The sequence below is a fragment of the Chryseobacterium oranimense genome, from assembly GCF_900129755.1.
Taxonomy (GTDB): Bacteria; Bacteroidota; Bacteroidia; order Flavobacteriales; family Weeksellaceae; genus Chryseobacterium; species Chryseobacterium oranimense.
The window spans coordinates 61,552-79,936 of record NZ_FQWT01000001.1 but is presented as its reverse complement, the minus strand read 5'-3'; the positions used below and the strand labels follow the sequence as shown (position 1 = coordinate 79,936).

General features: G+C 36.2%; 20 protein-coding genes. All 20 read left to right on the top strand.

Annotation, left to right across the window (positions count from 1 at the left end; all coding sequences use genetic code 11):
• Nucleotides 1-720 precede the first annotated feature (720 nt).
• The 20 genes from atpB to BUB03_RS00315 all read left to right on the top strand — a co-directional run bounded on the left by atpB (nucleotide 721) and on the right by BUB03_RS00315 (nucleotide 18,371).
• On the top strand, nucleotides 721-1,824 hold the full coding sequence (gene atpB, locus BUB03_RS00410; RefSeq protein WP_073059477.1) for a F0F1 ATP synthase subunit A: 1,104 nt from the start codon (nucleotides 721-723) through the stop codon (nucleotides 1,822-1,824).
• 54 nt (nucleotides 1,825-1,878) lie between these two features.
• Nucleotides 1,879-2,070, top strand: coding sequence for an ATP synthase F0 subunit C (atpE, locus tag BUB03_RS00405; protein WP_040994829.1), 192 nt, complete (start codon nucleotides 1,879-1,881; stop codon nucleotides 2,068-2,070).
• 90 nt (nucleotides 2,071-2,160) lie between these two features.
• Nucleotides 2,161-2,658 (top strand): F0F1 ATP synthase subunit B, encoded by a 498-nt coding sequence (locus BUB03_RS00400; RefSeq protein ID WP_034725377.1) that lies wholly within the window; start codon nucleotides 2,161-2,163, stop codon nucleotides 2,656-2,658.
• 2 nt (nucleotides 2,659-2,660) lie between these two features.
• Nucleotides 2,661-3,200, top strand: coding sequence for an ATP synthase F1 subunit delta (atpH, locus tag BUB03_RS00395; RefSeq protein ID WP_040994834.1), 540 nt, complete (start codon nucleotides 2,661-2,663; stop codon nucleotides 3,198-3,200).
• 18 nt (nucleotides 3,201-3,218) lie between these two features.
• On the top strand, nucleotides 3,219-4,796 hold the full coding sequence (gene atpA / locus BUB03_RS00390; protein ID WP_073059475.1) for a F0F1 ATP synthase subunit alpha: 1,578 nt from the start codon (nucleotides 3,219-3,221) through the stop codon (nucleotides 4,794-4,796).
• Between the two features lie 73 nt (nucleotides 4,797-4,869).
• A complete protein-coding gene (gene atpG, locus BUB03_RS00385; protein WP_073059473.1) occupies nucleotides 4,870-5,736 on the top strand; it encodes an ATP synthase F1 subunit gamma in 867 nt (288 codons plus the stop codon).
• 103 nt (nucleotides 5,737-5,839) lie between these two features.
• Nucleotides 5,840-7,198: a hemolysin family protein gene (locus BUB03_RS00380; RefSeq protein WP_073059471.1), complete on the top strand. Its 1,359-nt coding sequence runs from the start codon at nucleotides 5,840-5,842 to the stop codon at nucleotides 7,196-7,198.
• Between the two features lie 10 nt (nucleotides 7,199-7,208).
• Nucleotides 7,209-7,514, top strand: a complete 306-nt coding sequence (locus tag BUB03_RS00375) for an ATP-dependent Clp protease adaptor ClpS (protein WP_040994840.1) — start codon at nucleotides 7,209-7,211, stop codon at nucleotides 7,512-7,514.
• A 195-nt stretch (nucleotides 7,515-7,709) separates the two neighbouring features.
• Entirely contained in the window at nucleotides 7,710-8,324 is a 615-nt protein-coding gene (gene udk / locus BUB03_RS00370) for a uridine kinase (RefSeq protein WP_040994842.1), read from the top strand.
• A gap of 1 nt (nucleotide 8,325) precedes the next feature.
• Complete coding sequence (locus BUB03_RS00365) at nucleotides 8,326-8,682, top strand: FtsB family cell division protein (RefSeq protein WP_040994844.1); 357 nt, start codon at nucleotides 8,326-8,328, stop codon at nucleotides 8,680-8,682.
• Nucleotides 8,683-8,794: 112 nt separating this feature from the next.
• Entirely contained in the window at nucleotides 8,795-9,955 is a 1,161-nt protein-coding gene (locus tag BUB03_RS00360) for a methylmalonyl-CoA mutase family protein (RefSeq protein WP_073059469.1), read from the top strand.
• Nucleotides 9,956-9,964: 9 nt separating this feature from the next.
• Nucleotides 9,965-10,414: a hypothetical protein gene (locus tag BUB03_RS00355; protein ID WP_073059467.1), complete on the top strand. Its 450-nt coding sequence runs from the start codon at nucleotides 9,965-9,967 to the stop codon at nucleotides 10,412-10,414.
• Between the two features lie 4 nt (nucleotides 10,415-10,418).
• Nucleotides 10,419-10,859 (top strand): DinB family protein, encoded by a 441-nt coding sequence (locus BUB03_RS00350; RefSeq protein ID WP_073059466.1) that lies wholly within the window; start codon nucleotides 10,419-10,421, stop codon nucleotides 10,857-10,859.
• A complete protein-coding gene (locus tag BUB03_RS00345) occupies nucleotides 10,860-12,026 on the top strand; it encodes a class I SAM-dependent methyltransferase (protein WP_073059464.1) in 1,167 nt (388 codons plus the stop codon).
• Nucleotides 12,027-12,162: 136 nt separating this feature from the next.
• Nucleotides 12,163-12,828, top strand: a complete 666-nt coding sequence (locus tag BUB03_RS00340; RefSeq protein ID WP_040994851.1) for an OmpA family protein — start codon at nucleotides 12,163-12,165, stop codon at nucleotides 12,826-12,828.
• Between the two features lie 77 nt (nucleotides 12,829-12,905).
• On the top strand, nucleotides 12,906-14,285 hold the full coding sequence (locus BUB03_RS00335; protein ID WP_073059462.1) for a dipeptidase: 1,380 nt from the start codon (nucleotides 12,906-12,908) through the stop codon (nucleotides 14,283-14,285).
• 138 nt (nucleotides 14,286-14,423) lie between these two features.
• Nucleotides 14,424-15,341 (top strand): T9SS type A sorting domain-containing protein, encoded by a 918-nt coding sequence (locus tag BUB03_RS00330; protein WP_073059460.1) that lies wholly within the window; start codon nucleotides 14,424-14,426, stop codon nucleotides 15,339-15,341.
• Between the two features lie 285 nt (nucleotides 15,342-15,626).
• On the top strand, nucleotides 15,627-16,532 hold the full coding sequence (locus BUB03_RS00325; protein ID WP_040994856.1) for a T9SS type A sorting domain-containing protein: 906 nt from the start codon (nucleotides 15,627-15,629) through the stop codon (nucleotides 16,530-16,532).
• 234 nt (nucleotides 16,533-16,766) lie between these two features.
• The gene (locus BUB03_RS00320) at nucleotides 16,767-17,471 is read left to right on the top strand and encodes an SDR family oxidoreductase (RefSeq protein ID WP_040994857.1); all 705 of its coding nucleotides are present in this window, start codon (nucleotides 16,767-16,769) and stop codon (nucleotides 17,469-17,471) included.
• Between the two features lie 153 nt (nucleotides 17,472-17,624).
• Nucleotides 17,625-18,371, top strand: a complete 747-nt coding sequence (locus tag BUB03_RS00315; protein ID WP_073059456.1) for an electron transfer flavoprotein subunit beta/FixA family protein — start codon at nucleotides 17,625-17,627, stop codon at nucleotides 18,369-18,371.
• The last annotated feature ends 14 nt before the right edge of the window (nucleotides 18,372-18,385 follow it).

Genomic DNA, 18,385 nt, shown 5'->3' with positions numbered 1-18,385 from the left:
ACAAACTTACTATGCGATCTTAGATAAAAGAAATTAAGGCTATGTATATTTATAAATTAGGGCTATATATTTATAAATTCATGAATATTTTATAGTAGAGTAGTTGATGCAAAATCATTCATTAATCTAAACAGAAGCATGTTTTACTGTAAGAACATGGAAATAGTATTATAATATTATTGTTAAAAAAAATGATAAAAATCAAATCATGTAAAATTCAATAGAAAAAGTCTATTTTTGCGATCAGTTAAATAAACCTTATTAATTTAAGAGCTGAAAATAGTTTGTAATGAAATTAAACCCTAATATTCTTGTCACCGTATTATTCTTCTTAACATTTCTGATCCATTTTTCCCTTTGGAAATTTGTTTTTCACTTAGATGAGATTATTATCGTCAAATTTTATCTTTTTTTAAGTGTGATGTTTATGATGATGATTACTCTGGTAATATTAATCAACAGAACGGTACCACAGTTTTTAGGATTGTCTGTGATTGGTCTTATCTTATTAAAATTCGGTTTAATGTATCTAATTCGTAAAAAATTGAACTTTGAAATGATTCCTGGTTATAAATTTCATTTTATATTGCCATATTTTGTCCTGACTACGCTGCTTACGTACTATGCAATCACGCTGATTAATCATGATAAAAAACAGTAAAATTATTTATTGAAACTAGAAAAAATATTATATTTTTGCACAACGAAAAAAACCTATCAATGTTTAAGAAATTCGCAGTTTTATTCTACAGTATTTTTGTATTAAACTTAGTGTCTGCACAGCACGGTGAGGCTACTGCTGAGGCAGGTCCAGCTACTACAGAGCTTTCAGAGAAAGACAAAGCAACGAAAGAAAACAAGGAGTTCATCACTCACCACTTGTTGGATGCTCACGATTTTACATTGATGGTAGATAAGGATGGGCACCATATTGGTTTTCCTCTTCCTGTTATTTTTTATGATAACGGTTTTCACGCTTTCATGAGCAACAGTAAAGAAGGTTTTATGCATGGTGAAACCACTGAAGTAGATGGTTCTTATTATAAATTGCACCACGAAAAAATCTACAAGACTGATGCTGCTGGAACTTTAACTTTAGATAAAGACGGTCATCCTACAAACGAAAAACCTCTAGACCTTTCAATTACTAAAAGTGTACTGATCATTTTCTTAGTTGCAGTTTTAATGTTTGTATTGTTTACAGGAATGGCAAGATCATATAAGAAGTCTGTAGTTCCTACAGGAGCTGCAAGATTTTTAGAGCCTTTGATTATTTTTGTAAGAGACGAGATCGCTATTCCGAACATCGGACACAAGTATAAAAGATTTATGGGTTATTTATTAACTGTATTCTTCTTTATCTTACTTTTAAACGTTTTAGGGTTGATGCCTTTCGGAATCAATGTTACAGGTAATATTACCATGACATTCTTCCTGGCTATCCTTACTTATTTAATTACAACATTCTCAGCCAATAAAGATTACTGGAAGCATATTTTCTGGATGCCAGGTGTACCGGTTCCAATGAAATTCATCATGTTGCCGATCGAATTATTAGGAACTCTGACTAAGCCTTTTGCATTGATGATTCGTCTTTTTGCGAACATGACGGCAGGACACATCGTTGTAATGACGCTTATCGGATCAATTTATATTTTCAAGAACTGGATTGCCGGAGTTGCATTCCCATTCTTAACTTTAGTAATCTATATCCTTGAGGTATTGGTTGCTTTCCTTCAGGCTTATATCTTTACAATGCTTTCTGCATTGTTCATCGGAATGGCTGTGGAAGAGCATGAGCACGAACATCACGCTGCTCATTAATATAGAACAAGTTTGAAGCTTAAATTAAAAACAATTTTTTAAATTATATTTATTATGGAAATCCCTAGAATTATTGGTGGCGGTCTTATCGTACTTGGTGTAGGTATCGGTCTTGGTAAAATCGGAGCTGCTGCTCTTGAAGCTATCGCTAGACAGCCTGAGCAATCTGGAAAAATCCAAACTGCTATGCTTATTGCAGCTGCACTAGTAGAAGGTGTTGCATTTGCTGCGTTATTCGCATCATAAGCCAAACAAAAAAAACATTGTTGCAGCGGTTGGCTGCAGCAATGTTAATTTAAAAAAGAAAAAAGTAATAATTATTTATACATTTATATAATGGAATTAATTCACCAGTTTTCATCAGGATTATTTATTATCCAGTCTGTTATTTTTCTAGCATTATTATTTTTGTTAGGTAAATTCGCTTGGAAACCTATTTTAAAATCAATCAACGACAGAGAAACTTCTATTGTTGATGCTCTTAATCAAGCTAAATTGGCAAGAAAAGAGATGGAGACTTTAAAAGAGGATAACGAAAGAATTATTCGTGAAGCTAAAATCGAAAGAGATGCTATCCTTAAAGAAGCCAGAGAAATTAAAGATAGAATCGTAGGTGAGGCTAAAGATGCTGCTAAAAATGAAGGAGATAAAATGATCGAGGCAGCTAAGCAAACTATCCAGACTGAGAAAAATGCTGCTATGGCAGACATTAAAACTCAAATCGGTGCTTTATCTGTAAACATCGCTGAATCTATCCTTAAGCAGAAGTTGGATAACAACGAAGCTCAAAACGAATTAGTTCAAAATTATCTAAACAAATCAAACCTTAACTAAGAATGCTTACATCTAAAGTAGCTAAAAGATACGCACAGGGACTGCTTGATTTCACCAATGAAACAGGCCAGACCGCTGCTGTATTTTCTGAAATGAAAGATGTAAAGAAGATCATGTCTCAATCTGCAGATTTGAACAAATTCTTTCTTACGCCTTACATTGATGCAAAAAAGAAAATAGAGGTAGCAGACCAGATCTTTAAAGACTTCTCGGTTTCTTCACAGAACCTGATCAGATTAGTGATCAAGCACGGACGTGAAAACCAGTTGAAAAATATCGCTCAGGAGTTCATCAATAAAGTAGAGGATATCAACGGAGTACAGAGAGTAACTCTTACAACAGCAACTCAGCTTTCCAAAGAAAACCTTGATCAGATCCTAAGATCTACCAATCTGGTAAAAGCAGGTTCAAACTTTGATCTGAACTTAAACGTAAAACCTGAAATTTTAGGAGGATACATTCTAAGAGTAGGAGATCAGCAGGTAGATGCATCTGTAAAGACCAAATTGAACCAAGTTAAAAAAGATTTTCAGTTAAATTAAAGAAAAAACAACCATACAATGGCAGAAATAAATCCGGCAGAAGTATCTGCGATCTTAAAACAGCAATTGGCCAACTTCGACACTCAATCCAACGTTGAGGAAGTAGGTACAGTTTTAACCATCGGTGATGGTATTGCTCGTGTATACGGGTTAGAAAACGTACAATACGGAGAGTTGGTGAAATTTTCTAGTGATGTAGAAGGTATTGTACTTAACCTTGAAGAAGACAACGTGGGTGTTGCTCTACTTGGGGAAAGTAAATTAGTAAAAGAAGGAGATACAGTAAGAAGAACAAACAGAATCTCTTCTATTAAAGTAGGAGAAGGTATGTTAGGAAGAGTAGTAGATACTCTTGGTAACCCTATCGATGGTAAAGGTCCTATTACTGGGGATTTATACGAAATGCCATTGGAAAGAAAAGCTCCTGGAGTTATCTTCAGACAGCCGGTAACTGAACCTTTACAGACAGGTATCGTTGCGATCGACTCTATGATTCCTGTAGGAAGAGGTCAGAGAGAGCTTATCATTGGTGACAGACAGACAGGTAAAACTACTGTTGCGATCGATACGATCATCAACCAGAAAGAATTCTTTGATGCAGGTAATCCTGTATATTGTATATATGTTGCGATCGGTCAGAAAGCTTCTACCGTAGCACAGATCGTTAAAACCCTTTCTGATAAAGGTGCTTTAGCATACACTGTAATCGTTGCGGCTAATGCTTCGGATCCGGTTCCAATGCAGGTATATTCTGCAATGGCAGGTGCATCTATCGGTGAATTCTTCAGAGACACTGGTAGACCGGCATTGATCGTTTATGATGATTTATCCAAGCAAGCGGTAGCTTACCGTGAGCTTTCTCTACTATTGAGAAGACCACCGGGCCGTGAAGCTTATCCTGGAGACGTTTTCTACCTACACTCAAGACTATTGGAAAGAGCAGCAAAAGTAATTGCTGACGACCAGATTGCGAGCCAGATGAACGACTTACCGGATTCTCTTAAGCCAATCGTAAAAGGAGGAGGTTCATTAACTGCCCTTCCGATTATCGAAACTCAGGCTGGTGACGTTTCTGCGTATATTCCAACCAACGTAATCTCTATTACGGACGGACAGATTTTCCTTGAATCAGATCTATTCAACTCAGGGGTTCGTCCTGCGATCAACGTAGGGATCTCTGTATCCAGAGTAGGAGGTAACGCTCAGATCAAATCAATGAAAAAAGTATCTGGTACTCTTAAATTAGACCAGGCTCAGTATAAAGAATTGGAAGCGTTCGCTAAATTCGGTTCAGACCTTGATGCTTCTACTTTAGCAGTAATTTCTAAAGGAGAAAGAAACGTTGAGATCCTTAAGCAGCCGGTAAACTCTCCACTTCCTGTAGATAGCCAGGTAGCTATGATCTACGCAGGAACAGAGAACCTTTTAAGAAACGTGCCTATCAGAAAAGTGAAAGAATTCCAGGTAGAATATATCGAATTCCTTAGATCTAAGCACCCTGATACAATGGCAGCTATTAAAGCTGGTAAAATCGATAACGATATTACAAACGTTCTTAAGCAGGCAGCTAACGACTTAGCTTCTAAATATAACTAAAATCTTCATTGTTTAAGGTTTGAAATCTGTTTCGAACCTTAAACTTTAGACCATACACTTTGAACCCAAATTAATGGCAAACTTAAAAGAAATACGAGGCAGAATTACGTCAATTACATCTACGATGCAGATTACCCGTGCTATGAAAATGGTTTCCGCTGCGAAGCTTAAAAAAGCACAGGATGCAATCGTAATGCTGAGACCATATTCTGAAAAACTGCAGGAAATCATCCAGAATGTGAATTCTAGCTCTGATCCTGATCAGATTTCTGTTTATGCTCAAAAAAGAGAAGTGAAGAGAATTCTTTTCATCGCTGTTACTTCAAACAGAGGTCTTGCAGGAGCTTTTAACTCATCTATTGTAAAAGAGCTAAACAACCAGTTCAGAGATAAATCTCAATACGAAGTTGAAGTTCTTACTATTGGTAAAAAGGCTTTTGATGCGGTAAGAAGAACCCGTGCAGTATATTCCAACGAAAGTGCTGTTTTTGATAACTTAAATTTTGATACAGTAGCCCATGTTGCTGAAGGAGTAATGACCAGCTTTAGAGAAGGCAAATTTGATGAAGTTTATCTGATCTACAACAAATTTGTTAATGCTGCTACCCAGGAAGTAACCGCTGAACAGCTTCTTCCGATTTCTATGGCTGAAAAAGCTGAAGATACTCAGGTAGAAACAGATTATATCTTTGAGCCGAACAGAAACGAAATTCTGGACAATTTGATTCCTAAGGCAATCAAAACCCAGGTTTTCAAAGCGGTTTTAGATTCAGTTGCTTCAGAGCACGGAGCGAGAATGACTGCCATGCACAAAGCTACAGACAATGCCCAGGCTTTGAAGAATGATCTTGTGATCTTCTACAACAAAGCAAGACAGGCTGCTATTACAAACGAAATCCTTGAGATCGTTTCAGGAGCAGAAGCTTTGAAAAATTCGTAAAGAATTATTTTAACATAATATTAAAGCATCGATACTGTCGATGCTTTTTTTGTTATTTATATTTTATCTATCTTTGTAAACTAAAATATTATACAACTTCTAAATGGATTCGGACATAGTCAGGCTTTTGCTAGCCTTATTTCTTGTTTTATTAAATGGCTTTTTCGTGGCCGCAGAATTTTCAATTGTTAAAGTTCGTTATTCACAAATCCAGTTAAAAGCAGCCGAAGGTAACTCTATGGCGAAACAGGCAGAGCATATTATCAAGCATCTTGATGAGTACCTGTCTGCTACACAGCTTGGTATTACCCTGGCATCCCTTGCATTGGGGTGGGTGGGAGAAAGTGCTCTTCATCATGTAGTTGAAAGTATCTTCCATTCTCTGAATGTGGATTTAACCCAAACAACAATCACCACAATTTCAGTGGTGACCAGTTTTGTATTGATTACGGTAATGCATATCGTATTCGGAGAGCTTATCCCAAAATCAATTGCAATTAGAAAATCTGAGTCTACTACAATGGCTACAGCAGTGCCGTTAAGAGTTTTTTATACGATTTTCAAGCCTTTTATCTGGTTGATGAACCTGATGTCCAATACTTTTTTAAGATTAGTAAAAATACATCCGGCTTCAGAACAGGAAATTCACTCTACGGAAGAGCTTCAGCTTTTGGTAAAGCAAAGTGCGGACAGTGGTGAAATTGAAGAAGAGAACTATGAAATTATTAAGAATGCATTTGATTTTACGGATCATTCGGCCAAGCAGATCATGGTTCCGAGACAGAATATCACATCCATCGACTTTGAGGAAGATATCAATGAAATCATCAACAAGATCATGGATAGCGGCTATTCCCGTATCCCGGTATATCTTGATTCTATCGATAATATAATTGGAGTTCTTTATACAAAAGAGATCATCAGGGAATTTGTTAAAAGAAAAGGAGAGCTTAATCATGAAGACCTAAAAGAATTGATGCGTGATGCATTCTTTGTAGTCGGAAGTAAAAAGATTTCAGACCTTCTGAAGATCTTCCAGCAGAAAAAACAGCATCTTGCGATTGTTATTGATGAATTTGGTGGAACGGAAGGAATTATAACTCTGGAAGACATTCTGGAGGAACTTGTGGGAGAAATTCAGGACGAAGAAGACGATGAAGATAAGCTGGTAGATAAAATGGGCGATAATATTTATTGGATTCAGGCCACACAGCCGCTGGACGAGATTAATGAGCATTTGCCTAAAAAGCTGCCTCTTTCTGAAGAAAGTGAGTACAACTCATTAGCAGGCTTCATCCTGCATGCACTGGAAGATATTCCTGAAGAAAATGATGAATTCGATCTGGAAAACTATCACTTCAAAATTCTGAAAATGAATAATAAGAGTGTTGAGCTTGTAGAACTGGTATATGAAGGCCCGAATGTGATTAATGACCTGGCCGATAAAATAGGAGAAGTTTAAAAAAATAGAGATGATTTTTTTTAACAGTATAAAAGATTACGAAGATCCGAAACGGCAGTATGAAGAAGAAGTGCTGGTTTTGGATGATACTGATGAAGTATATAAGCTGGTGCTTCATAATGACGATATTCATACCTTTGATTATGTAATAGATTGTCTGGTTGAAATCTGCAAGCATACTCTGGAACAGGCGGAACAGTGTACCATATTGGTCCATTACAAAGGAAAATGCACCGTTAAAACAGGATCCATGGATCTTCTTAAGCCGATGCATGAGAAATTGCTTTCAAGGGAATTAACAAGCGAAATAGTATAAACAGAACTCTGCCGGATGGCAGAGTTTTTTATTAGAATTAATGATTAAATTTAACAGGAAATAAAACCTGATAACATTTTAAATCCGATGACAGGCACCGGATTTTTTTATTGTAAACAAATTCTAAAAGGATTGTTTTACTTGCATTCATCTAAAATAGTATATTTGTACCAACTATAAAGAAACAAAAAAAGAATGCTTGTAATAGGAATTGCCGGAGGTACAGGATCCGGCAAAACTACAGTTGTTGACAAGATACTGCAGCAGCTTGATATTGAAGGAATGAACATCCTTTCCCAGGATAATTATTATCACGACAACCCGAATCTGACACTGACCGAGAGAGAAGCGCTCAACTACGACCATCCCAAGTCAATAGATTTCGATTTAATGATAAAACATGTAAAAGCTTTAAAAAACAATGAGTCTATAGAACAGCCCATTTACAGCTTTGTAACCCATTCCCGAACCGGCGACCATGTCACTGTAGAACCTAAAAATGTATTGGTGGTAGAAGGTATTCTGGTCCTTACTAATAAAGAACTGCTGAAAGAGTTTGACCTTAAGGTATTCGTTCATGCAGATTCCGATGAAAGACTGATCAGAAGAATCAGGAGAGATACCCAGGAAAGGGGAAGAGACCTGAACGAGGTACTCCACAGGTACCAGACCACACTGAAGCCAATGCATCAGGAATTCATAGAACCATCGAAGAATGAAGCCGATCTGATCATTCCGAACATGAGACAGAATTCCGTAGCGATTGATTTTTTAACTACTGTTATTAAAAATTCGTTGAGAAAACATTAAAATGAAAGAAAACAAACTTATTAAAGACATTCAGCCGAAATCTGAAACATTCAGAATGATCCAGAAATATGTTCTGAACAAATACACCATTACCATTTGTATGTTCCTTGTCTGGATGATTTTCTTTGATAAAACCTCTTTCCTTGTTATTAATGAACTGAACGGCGAGATCAGCCGATATGAAGACCAGCTTGAATACTATAAAAAAGAGTATGAAAAAAATGATAATTTTTACAAAAAGCTGATGAACAATAAGTCGGAGAAAGAAAAATACGCCAGAGAAAATTATTTCATGAAAAAACCGGATGAAGAAATCTTCATTCTGGTGGTAGACAGTACAAATGTTGCCAAAAAATAAGAATTTTAAAGTGTGAAATTTCAATGAGCTTTGGAATGTTCAATAGTCAATTTTTATAATTTACTACTGGCTTGCGAAGCAATATTCACCATTGATCCATAATAAACAGCCAATGTCAGCAGATATACTTCCAAACTGGGAAAATTTAGTAAAAAAACAACTGAAAACAGAAGACATTTATTCCATTCTAAAGAAAGAAAATCTTGAAGGAATTGATGTAAAACCTTTTTACAGTGAAGTTCAGAAACCCTTGGCAAATCTGCCGAAAGTGGAAGAAAACACCCATCTTGTAGCCAGATATCATGAAAGTTTGGAAGAAGATGTTTTTGCTTTTATTCTAGACCATAACGTTGAAAATCTTGAGCAGAAAACCATCTTTGTAAACAATAAAGACCTTGCCGGCCACATCAGTCCGAAAGAAGAGGACCAGTACTTTTCCCTGATTGATGTTTTTAATGAAAATGAAGGAACTATTGATGACCAGCTGACGAAAGAACTTTTATCAAAAGACTTCAGAAGAAACATCTGTGTTGATATTTCGCTCCATCAGAATGCTGGAGCTGCTATTTATCAGCAGCTGGGAATTGCATTGGCAAAAGCTAAAGAGCTTATTGAAGTCTATGGTCCTGAAATTTTAAATAAACTGATTTTCAGAATCGCGGTCGGAGGAAATTATTTCTTTGAGATGGCTAAACTGAGGGCTTTTAAGATCGTTTTTAACCAATTTTCCAGGGAATACGGACTAAATGAAACCCCATACATTTTTGCAGAAACATCTTTAAGAAATAAAGCGGTTGCCGATAATGAAAATAACCTGATCCGTTCAACCTTAGAACTCGCTTCTGCTATGATTGCAGGGGCAGATGCTGTTTTCAGCAATAATTATCTCGTGAACAGGAGTACTGATAATTCCGAAGAGATCTCTTTTAAGCAGCAGATTGTTCTGGCTTACGAAAGTATCATTAATGTATTTGAAGATGCATCGAACGGAAGCTATTACGTTGAAGACATTACCCGTCAGATGGCAGAAAAATCCTGGGCACTGTTTGTTGAAATAGAAGAGGCTGGAGGGTACCTGGAACTTTTGAAACAGGGAATCATTCAGAAAAAGATTTATGACCACGCCGTTGAAGAGCAAAGATGGGTGGAAGAAGGAAAAATAAAACTGATAGGAGTGAATTTATACCCCAAATTGGACGTTAAAAGATCCATTGAAGATCTTTACAGCGAAAAAGAAATAAAAGCCGTACGTTGGGCTGAAATGTTTGAATAACATATTCTCATGAGAAAAAGCTGGATATTTCTTCTTCTAATGTTTTTTGGAACATGTTTTTCACAATCTGTAAAAGATTTATATGGAAAATGGACGGGAACAGATGATAAAAATAATAAGGGGTCTTTTACTTTTTTTCCGGACGGCTTTATCTATGTTGAATACAATGGAATGGTGATCGACGGCAGAGATTATGCAATTCCGGACGGCCCTAATCAGGGTAAAAAAGGTCATGTTCAATATGATGTAGATTTTTCTGCAAAACCTTACAGGTTTAAAATGATTGCTTCCTATAATAATCAGGAAGGACATTTGGAGGAAGTTCAATTTTTAAAGGGATTTATTGAATTTACCAACGAAAAGGAATTTTTATTTTTTATAGATTTTGATAATGAAGATCCTAAAATCTTAGATCCATTATCCCGCAATACGATCATAATGCATAAAGAGTCAAACTAAAGTAATGAAAGAAAAACTGATTGACCTTTTTGAATACACCCATCATTTCAATAAAGAAATGATAAAATATATTTCAGAAAACAAGCCGAAAGTTGATGAAAAAACAATCAGCCTGATCAATCATACATTGAATGCCCAACAGATCTGGAATTCAAGAATATTGGGTGAAAAATCATTTGAAGTCTGGCAAGTCAACCCTTTTGAGTCCCTCCACGAAATTAATAAGCAGAACTTTCTTAAAAGTATTGATATCATCCAAAAATCTGATCTGGATCAAAGAGTGGAATATCAAAATTCAAGAGGAACAAAATTTGAAAACAGTATTTTCGAAATGCTTTTTCATGCCATAAACCATTCAACCTATCATCGGGGGCAGATCAATTCCCTTCTAAAGCAAATCGGTATTGATCCGTTACTGACAGATTATATTTTTTATAAAAGATAAATGTTATCTGAGAAATCTGTGAGAAATAAAATAGTAAACCAAGACATTCAAAACTACATCAATGTAAATCTGAATTCGGATTTGCACGCACTATTATTAAAAAAATCTCCCTTTCCTGATGTTTCCATGCAGGAAATTGTTCAACAGATCAAAGGAAAACAGACAGCACAGAAGAAATTTCCGTTTCTGCTGAAAGATGGCATTATTTTCCCGCCGCAACTTAATTTAGAACAGGCTTCTTCGGAAACAACGGCACTTTACAAGTCGAAGATCCTTAAAGGAAATAGATTCGTGGACCTGACCAGTGGTTTTGGGATTGATGCCTATTATCTTTCCAGGAATTTCAATGAGGTGACTCTCGTTGAACAAAACCACGAATTACTGGATATAGTAGAACATAATTGGGGAATTTTAGGCAGAGAAGCATCGTTTGTCAATCAAAATCTGGAAGACTTTCTAAGTACGAATAAAGAATATTTTGATGTTGTTTATTTAGATCCTGCAAGGAGAGATCAGAATAAAAACAAAGTTTTTCTGCTGGAAGATCTTTCGCCGGATATCCTGCAGATTAAAGATATTCTTCTTGCGACTGCAGATCAGGTGATTATAAAACTTTCACCGTTAATCGATTTGAAATATCTGATCTCAGTTTTACCAGGTGTTTTCAGGATAGAAATCATAGCTGTAAAGAATGATGTGAAAGAAGCTGTTGTCTTTTTGTCCAATGAAAAAAGAGATGGCATTACAGTGAACTGTATCAATCTGGAAAGTGAAGAATCTGATTTTTCGTTTGTATTTGGAGAAGAGGAAAAGGTACAGGCTGTATATTCTGAGCCAGAAAAGTTCATCTATATTCCCAATAACAGTATTTTAAAAGCCGGAGTTTTTAATCTGATTTCAGAAAGGTTCAACCTTAAAAAACTTCATCCGAATACCCACCTCTATACTTCGGCTCAAAAGGCTGACGGTTTTCCCGGCAGGGTTTTGGAAATGGAAGTTGTTGAATCCAAGCAGATTAAAAAGAAAGGGCAGTTTAATATTATTTCAAAGAACTATCCCTTAAAACCTGACGATATCAAAAAAAAATATGGGATAAAAGATGGGGGAGACAGGTATCTTATTTTTACACAATCCAAAAAAGGGAAAATAATTTTAAAATCAGTATAAAAATGTTGCCGAAAAAAGCAGGATTTCTTACTTTTGGGCAATCAAAAATTTAAGCATGAAATCGCTTGCTGTAAAAATAATTGAAACAGACTAAATAATGCGATTCCATATGACCTTACAAAAATAAATTTTGCATATGAAAAAATTAATTATATGTTTAGCTGTTGCAACAGTAGCCGTAAGCTGTAAAAAAATTCAGGCAGGAGGAAACAAGAATACTCTGAAACTGGAAGAAGGAGTAGAAAGATATTCCGACGATGTACAGGTAGGAGGTGAAGCACACGGTCATGAAGCTGCTGCAGGACACGGTTCTGAACATGCTGAGAAAAAATCTCAGGTTTCTATTGATTTGAATGGAGTTGCCCTGAAAGGTTTTGCAAACGGAATGGAAGACAGCATGATAAAATACCTGAAGTCAGGTCAATACGCTTCTGCAACTGAAGACGGATTAAAATCTGTATGGTATGATTTCGATAATGTGAACTTCAAAATGGGTTCTGCCAATCAGTTAGAGGCAGGTTCTCAGGAGCAGCTGGATAACCTGGCCAAGATTCTGAAAGCTTACCCGGATGCAAAAATTAAAATTGGCGGTTATACTGATAAAACCGGAGACGAACCTAAAAATGTGAAATTATCTCAGGACAGAGCCAACTTCATTAAAGCTCAACTTACAAGCCTAGGTGCAGGAGGACAGATCGTTTCAGCAGAAGGATACGGAAGCCAGTTTGCAAAAGTAGACGCAAAAGCATCCGATGCAGAAAGAGCGTCTGACAGAAAAATGTCTGTAAGATTTACAAAATAAGTTAAATACAATAAAGTATATAAATGCCTTGCTCAAGCAGGGCATTTTTTTTATTTTTAACGAAACAAATTTTTACAATGCAAGAGACATTAAATTACATCAACGAAAACAAACAGCGTTTCGTGGATGAATTATTTGAGTTATTGAGAATTCCTTCTATTTCTGCAGATCCGGCTTATAAAAATGATGTATTGAAATGTGCGGACGTATGTGCAGAACATCTTAAAAATGCAGGGGCCGATCATGTTGAAGTATGCAAAACGAATGGTTATCCTATCGTTTTCGGAGAAAAAATCATAGATAAAACCCTTCCTACGGTACTTGTATACGGACATTATGATGTACAGCCTGCCGATCCTCTGGAATTATGGAAAAAACCACCTTTTGAACCTTATATCGAGAAAACGGAACTTCATCCTGACGGAGCCATCTTTGCCAGAGGTTCCGCAGATGATAAAGGACAGTTTTTCATGCATGTGAAAGCTTTTGAAGCGATGATGAAGACTAACTCACTTCCTTGCAACGTAAAATTCATCCTGGAGGGTGAAGAAGAGGTTGGTTCTGTAAGTTTGGGAGATTTCGTTAATGAAAATAAAGAAAAATTGTCTTGTGACTGCATTCTTATCTCTGATACCCATATCTACAGCAATGAGCAGCCTACCGTAACTACAGGTTTAAGAGGTTTGAGCTATGTAGAAGTGGAAGTGGAGGGACCTAACAGAGATCTTCATTCAGGGCTTTACGGAGGAGCGGTTCCCAACCCTATTCATGTGCTTTCCAGAATGATTGCCAAGCTGATTGATGAAGATGGACACATTACTATCGATGGGTTCTATGACAATGTAGAAACCGTATCAGATGCTGAAAGAGCAGATATGAATAAACTGAAGGATAATCCTGAAGAATTCAAAAAGTCTATCGGTCTTAACGGTGTGGAAGGGGAAAAAGGCTATACAACGCTTGAAAGAACCTCTATCCGACCTACTTTGGACTGCAACGGAATCTGGGGAGGATACACGGGAGAAGGAGCCAAAACAGTGATTCCTTCCAAAGCTTCTGCTAAAATATCAATGCGTTTGGTTCCATATCAGACTCCTGAAGAAATTTCAGAAAAATTCACAAAATACTTTGAAAAGATCGCTCCAGAGAATGTGAAAGTAAAAGTAACGCCTCACCATGGAGGAATGCCATATGTTTTACCAAGCGACACTAAAGAATTTTTAGCTGCTAAAAAAGCTATGGAAACTGCTTTTGGAAAAGAGGTTCTTCCTTACAGAAGTGGCGGAAGTATTCCGATCACGGCGATGTTCGAAAAAGTTTTAGGGGCTAAGTCTGTATTAATGGGCTTTGGGCTGGATTCAGATGCAATCCACTCACCGAACGAACATTACGGGTTGTTCAATTTCTATAAGGGAATTGAAAGCATCCCTTTATTCTTCGAAAATTATTCTAAATAATTAATATTTTATAAACATAATGTATAAAGCGTTCCAACATTGGAGCGCTTTACGCTTTTTTATGATAATATCCCTATCAAATGATATTTTTTTTGATAATGTATGTGTTTATTTTTAGTTCAACCTAAAAATAATATTATGAAAAAAATCTATCCCTTCACACTGTGCTTGTTTTCAACATTTTCCCTTGCACAGCAAATGGTTTCTTTTGAATATTTAGACGGCTTTCATACCGGAGACATTCATGGCCAGGGGACATGGATCAGCACTCCAACAGGCGATGTACCTCCCAATGTACTTAACCAGATGGTTTGCGCTGATACAGCAACGCATGGAGCCAATTCCCTGAAGATAGTGAAGGAAAATACATATGGAACCCAGTCGATTCCGATAATCGGAGCATTTGATAACCTTCCTGTATTGCTTCCTTATAATAGTTTTACCGTTTCTTTTGATATCAATATGTCTCAGCTCAATGGATCCGTTTTTAGCTTTCAGGGAGTAAGCAGTGCGGACGAGAAATATATTGTGAGACTTGATTTTGATAATACCGGCACAATTAAGGTTCTGAAAACAATTTCAGGCATACCCGTAATGGAATCTGCCTCAGGAAGCTGGCTTCCGAATGTGTGGTATCCAGTAACGGTAGTAGGAACACCAGCAGATATCAAGTATTATCTCAATGGGGTTTTGATCTATTCCGGTACGGCAGCAGAGTCCATGGATATAAATCAGCTGCGTTTTGTGCATGATAATGCAGACGGATCAGCCTATATTGATAATATTAAAGTATATAATCAGGCATTATTATCCGTAGCAGAAAAAGCAATGAATAAAAAAGCTGTAGAAGTATATCCAAATCCCGCTTCTGATTTCATTAAGATAAGTTCTTCAGGTAAAATAAAAACCGTAGAGATTTATGATACAGCGGGTAAAAAAGTTCAGGCCGGGCTGGAAAATAATAGAGTAGACATAAAAAATCTTTCTCCGGGGACTTATTTGATTAATATCAGAGCTGAAAATGGTAATTTTTCTGAGAAGTTTATTAAAAAATAATGTAAGAATTTATAATGCGTTAGTTTTCTTGTACTTATGGTGATTTTTCGTGATCTGGTATTTGTTTTTGTATTTTGTTATTTTTTTAGTTAAAATATTTTATAAAAGTCTTTTTTTTAGAAAATTGATTTATATTTTATGTTTTTAACAAAAATGGTATAAATGTTATATTTTGATTATTTTGAATAAAACATTAACTTATGTTATTGAATTATAGGAATTTCTTTTTAAATTAGAATAAAAGTTCTATATTTACTAGACTAATTAATAATGAAAAAAAATATCATGAAGAAAATTTTACTATCTGGTGCATTATTCGGTTTTCTGCTAGGTAATGCTCAAATGAACTACAGTTTTGAGACATCTCAAGGATTTAATGCAGGTAATATTGCCGGTCAGGGTGGCTGGGGAGGTACTGCTGCAGCACATATTGCAGTGGTTACAACAGAGCAGGCTAAGCCGGGAACACAATCATTGAAAATTACAGGTAATAATGGAACCAACCATGCCTCAGCAGGTGCCATTAGCCCTACAGTAACTGTAAACGGACCTATTGTGACCGTATATTTTAATGCTTATTTTACATCGGCCGCTACGGCAGGAGATGAATGTGATTTCTTCTTTTCTCCGCAATCACCTGCTCAAAGTACAATCAATGCTAGGATGAGATTTGATTACCAGAACAATATTCACGTGATTGATATGGATCCGCTAACTCTTCAGCTTGCTTACATTGACACAGGGGCAAACTTTACCAGAAATGGCTGGAATACCTATAAAATACAATTGGATTTTACAAATAACGAAGCCAAATATTATCAAAACGGAACATTGATCTATACCGGAGTAGTAGCAGGAGGTACTATGGTTGGAAATATTGCGATTACCAATGATAATTATAACAGTTCAGCTTATTTTGATGGAATTCAGGTAGTGAGCGGTGTACTGGGCACATCTGAAGCAACGAAAAAAGTGGACTACAAAATGTATCCTAATCCAACTTCCGATTTTGTTGTAGTAGAATCAAAAGACAAAATAAACTCAATTGCAGTTTATGATTTTGGTGGCAAAAAGCTGGATACACCAGTTTCAGATAACAAAGTAGATTTAAGAAAACTACCTGCTGGAGTATATATACTGAATATTGAAACTTCTAACGGAAAAGTAACAGAAAGAATTGTAAAAAAATAAGATAGATAACTCTTAATTACATAACGCTCCACATCGGAGCGTTTTTTATTTAAAAGTCAGAGAAAATTATAAAATTGTTTTAAATTTATTTTTAATAAAAAGTATAATAATCTGTACAAATCGGTAATTGTTCTGACTAAATTCATTAAAAAATAAACTACTGACAAATCTTAGTCATATAAAACGCTTCAATTGGAGCGTTTTTGTTATTTTAGGGAATTAAAATTTAGCAATATGCCGGAAAATAAAGTCGCTTATATAACAGGAGGAACCAAAGGAATAGGTTTTGGAATAGCCAGGATATTACTGGAGAATGGTATTTCAGTCGCATTTTCAGGACGTAAGAGAAATGATGTAGCGAAAGCTGAAGAAGATCTTAAAAAATATTCAGAGAATGTTCTGGGAATTGTTTCAGATGTACGAAACCTAGAAAGTGAGGTAGAAGCTGTAAAATATACCATTGCAAAATTTGGAAGGCTGGATTTTGTCATTGCCAATGCAGGCCTGGGAATATTCAAACCGGTAGATCAACTGACTGCCGAAGAATGGAATGATATGATAGAAACCAATCTGACCGGTGCTTTCTATACGTTAAAGGCTTCCGTAGAAGAACTGAAAAAGACAGAAGGTTATTATATCACCATTTCAAGCCTTGCCGGTGCCAATTTCTTTGAAAACGGAACAGGCTATAATGCTTCTAAATTTGGGGTAGTGGGATTCACTCAGGCTGCAATGATTGATCTTCGAAAATACAACATCAAATCTACCGTCATTATGCCGGGCTCAGTAGCTACAAATTTTAACGGGAATATTCCTTCAGAAAAAGATAACTGGAAGATTCAGCCTGAAGATATGGGGAATCTTGTGCTTGATATTTTAAAGATGAATCCCCGTGTCCTGCCCAGCAAGATAGAGTTTAGGGCAACAAAACCAGCGTGATCAATGCATTTAATGTATTGAATAGTAAAAAAATAAGTATTATGCATGCATAATATATTTTTTAATTATATTAGCAACTGTAAAATATAACAAAATCTCAGCATAGAACGCTATGTTTTTATGCACAAAAAGGGAAAAAATAAAATAGTACACATGAAAATATTAGTTTGTATCAGTAGTGTTCCGGATACTACTTCCAAAATTAACTTTACGGCAGATAAATCTGCTTTCGACAAAAATGGAATCCAGTGGGTAATCAATCCACTAGATGAATTTGCATTGACAAAAGCGGTTAAACTTCAGGAAACTCAGGGTGCAACTGTAACAGTGATCAATGTAGGAGATGCTGCTACAGAACCTGTAATAAGAAAAGCATTAGCTATTGGTGCCAACGATGCAGTGAGAGTAAACCTGGATCCTAAGGACAGCTATTCTACAGCAAAAGAAATTGCTGCTGTAGCTCAGAACGGAGGATATGATCTTGTTCTTTGCGGAAAAGAATCCATCGATTACAATGGCGGGTCTGTACCGGGAATGGTGGCTCAGCTATTGAACCAGCCTTTCGTAAATGCATCTGTAGGTTTGGATGTAAACGGAAATGATGCTACTGCAGTGAGAGAAATTGAAGGCGGAAAAGAAACTATATCAGTAAAATTGCCTGCCGTGATTGCAGGACAAAAAGGATTGGTAGACGAAAAAGATCTTATCATCCCGAATATGAGAGGAATTATGTCTGCAAGAACAAAGCCTTTACAAGTAGTAGAGCCTGCTTCTTCAGAAGTGAAAGTTCAAGGGGTAACTTATGACAGTGTACCGCCAAGAGCTGCTGTTAAAATGGTTTCTCCGGATAATCTGGACGAATTGGTAAGATTACTTCACGAAGAAGCTAAAGTAATCTAACAATCTTTTAATTC

Excerpts from the sequence above, each read along its gene's own strand:
- atpB (WP_073059477.1), top strand. The coding sequence starts at position 721 with ATGTTTAAGAAATTCGCAGTTTTATTCTACAGTATTTTTGTATTAAAC.
- atpE (WP_040994829.1), top strand. The coding sequence starts at position 1,879 with ATGGAAATCCCTAGAATTATTGGTGGCGGTCTTATCGTACTTGGTGTA.
- BUB03_RS00400 (WP_034725377.1), top strand. The coding sequence starts at position 2,161 with ATGGAATTAATTCACCAGTTTTCATCAGGATTATTTATTATCCAGTCT.
- atpH (WP_040994834.1), top strand. The coding sequence starts at position 2,661 with ATGCTTACATCTAAAGTAGCTAAAAGATACGCACAGGGACTGCTTGAT.
- atpA (WP_073059475.1), top strand. The coding sequence starts at position 3,219 with ATGGCAGAAATAAATCCGGCAGAAGTATCTGCGATCTTAAAACAGCAA.
- atpG (WP_073059473.1), top strand. The coding sequence starts at position 4,870 with ATGGCAAACTTAAAAGAAATACGAGGCAGAATTACGTCAATTACATCT.
- BUB03_RS00380 (WP_073059471.1), top strand. The coding sequence starts at position 5,840 with ATGGATTCGGACATAGTCAGGCTTTTGCTAGCCTTATTTCTTGTTTTA.
- BUB03_RS00375 (WP_040994840.1), top strand. The coding sequence starts at position 7,209 with ATGATTTTTTTTAACAGTATAAAAGATTACGAAGATCCGAAACGGCAG.
- udk (WP_040994842.1), top strand. The coding sequence starts at position 7,710 with ATGCTTGTAATAGGAATTGCCGGAGGTACAGGATCCGGCAAAACTACA.
- BUB03_RS00365 (WP_040994844.1), top strand. The coding sequence starts at position 8,326 with ATGAAAGAAAACAAACTTATTAAAGACATTCAGCCGAAATCTGAAACA.
- BUB03_RS00360 (WP_073059469.1), top strand. The coding sequence starts at position 8,795 with ATGTCAGCAGATATACTTCCAAACTGGGAAAATTTAGTAAAAAAACAA.
- BUB03_RS00355 (WP_073059467.1), top strand. The coding sequence starts at position 9,965 with ATGAGAAAAAGCTGGATATTTCTTCTTCTAATGTTTTTTGGAACATGT.
- BUB03_RS00350 (WP_073059466.1), top strand. The coding sequence starts at position 10,419 with ATGAAAGAAAAACTGATTGACCTTTTTGAATACACCCATCATTTCAAT.
- BUB03_RS00345 (WP_073059464.1), top strand. The coding sequence starts at position 10,860 with ATGTTATCTGAGAAATCTGTGAGAAATAAAATAGTAAACCAAGACATT.
- BUB03_RS00340 (WP_040994851.1), top strand. The coding sequence starts at position 12,163 with ATGAAAAAATTAATTATATGTTTAGCTGTTGCAACAGTAGCCGTAAGC.
- BUB03_RS00335 (WP_073059462.1), top strand. The coding sequence starts at position 12,906 with ATGCAAGAGACATTAAATTACATCAACGAAAACAAACAGCGTTTCGTG.
- BUB03_RS00330 (WP_073059460.1), top strand. The coding sequence starts at position 14,424 with ATGAAAAAAATCTATCCCTTCACACTGTGCTTGTTTTCAACATTTTCC.
- BUB03_RS00325 (WP_040994856.1), top strand. The coding sequence starts at position 15,627 with ATGAAGAAAATTTTACTATCTGGTGCATTATTCGGTTTTCTGCTAGGT.
- BUB03_RS00320 (WP_040994857.1), top strand. The coding sequence starts at position 16,767 with ATGCCGGAAAATAAAGTCGCTTATATAACAGGAGGAACCAAAGGAATA.
- BUB03_RS00315 (WP_073059456.1), top strand. The coding sequence starts at position 17,625 with ATGAAAATATTAGTTTGTATCAGTAGTGTTCCGGATACTACTTCCAAA.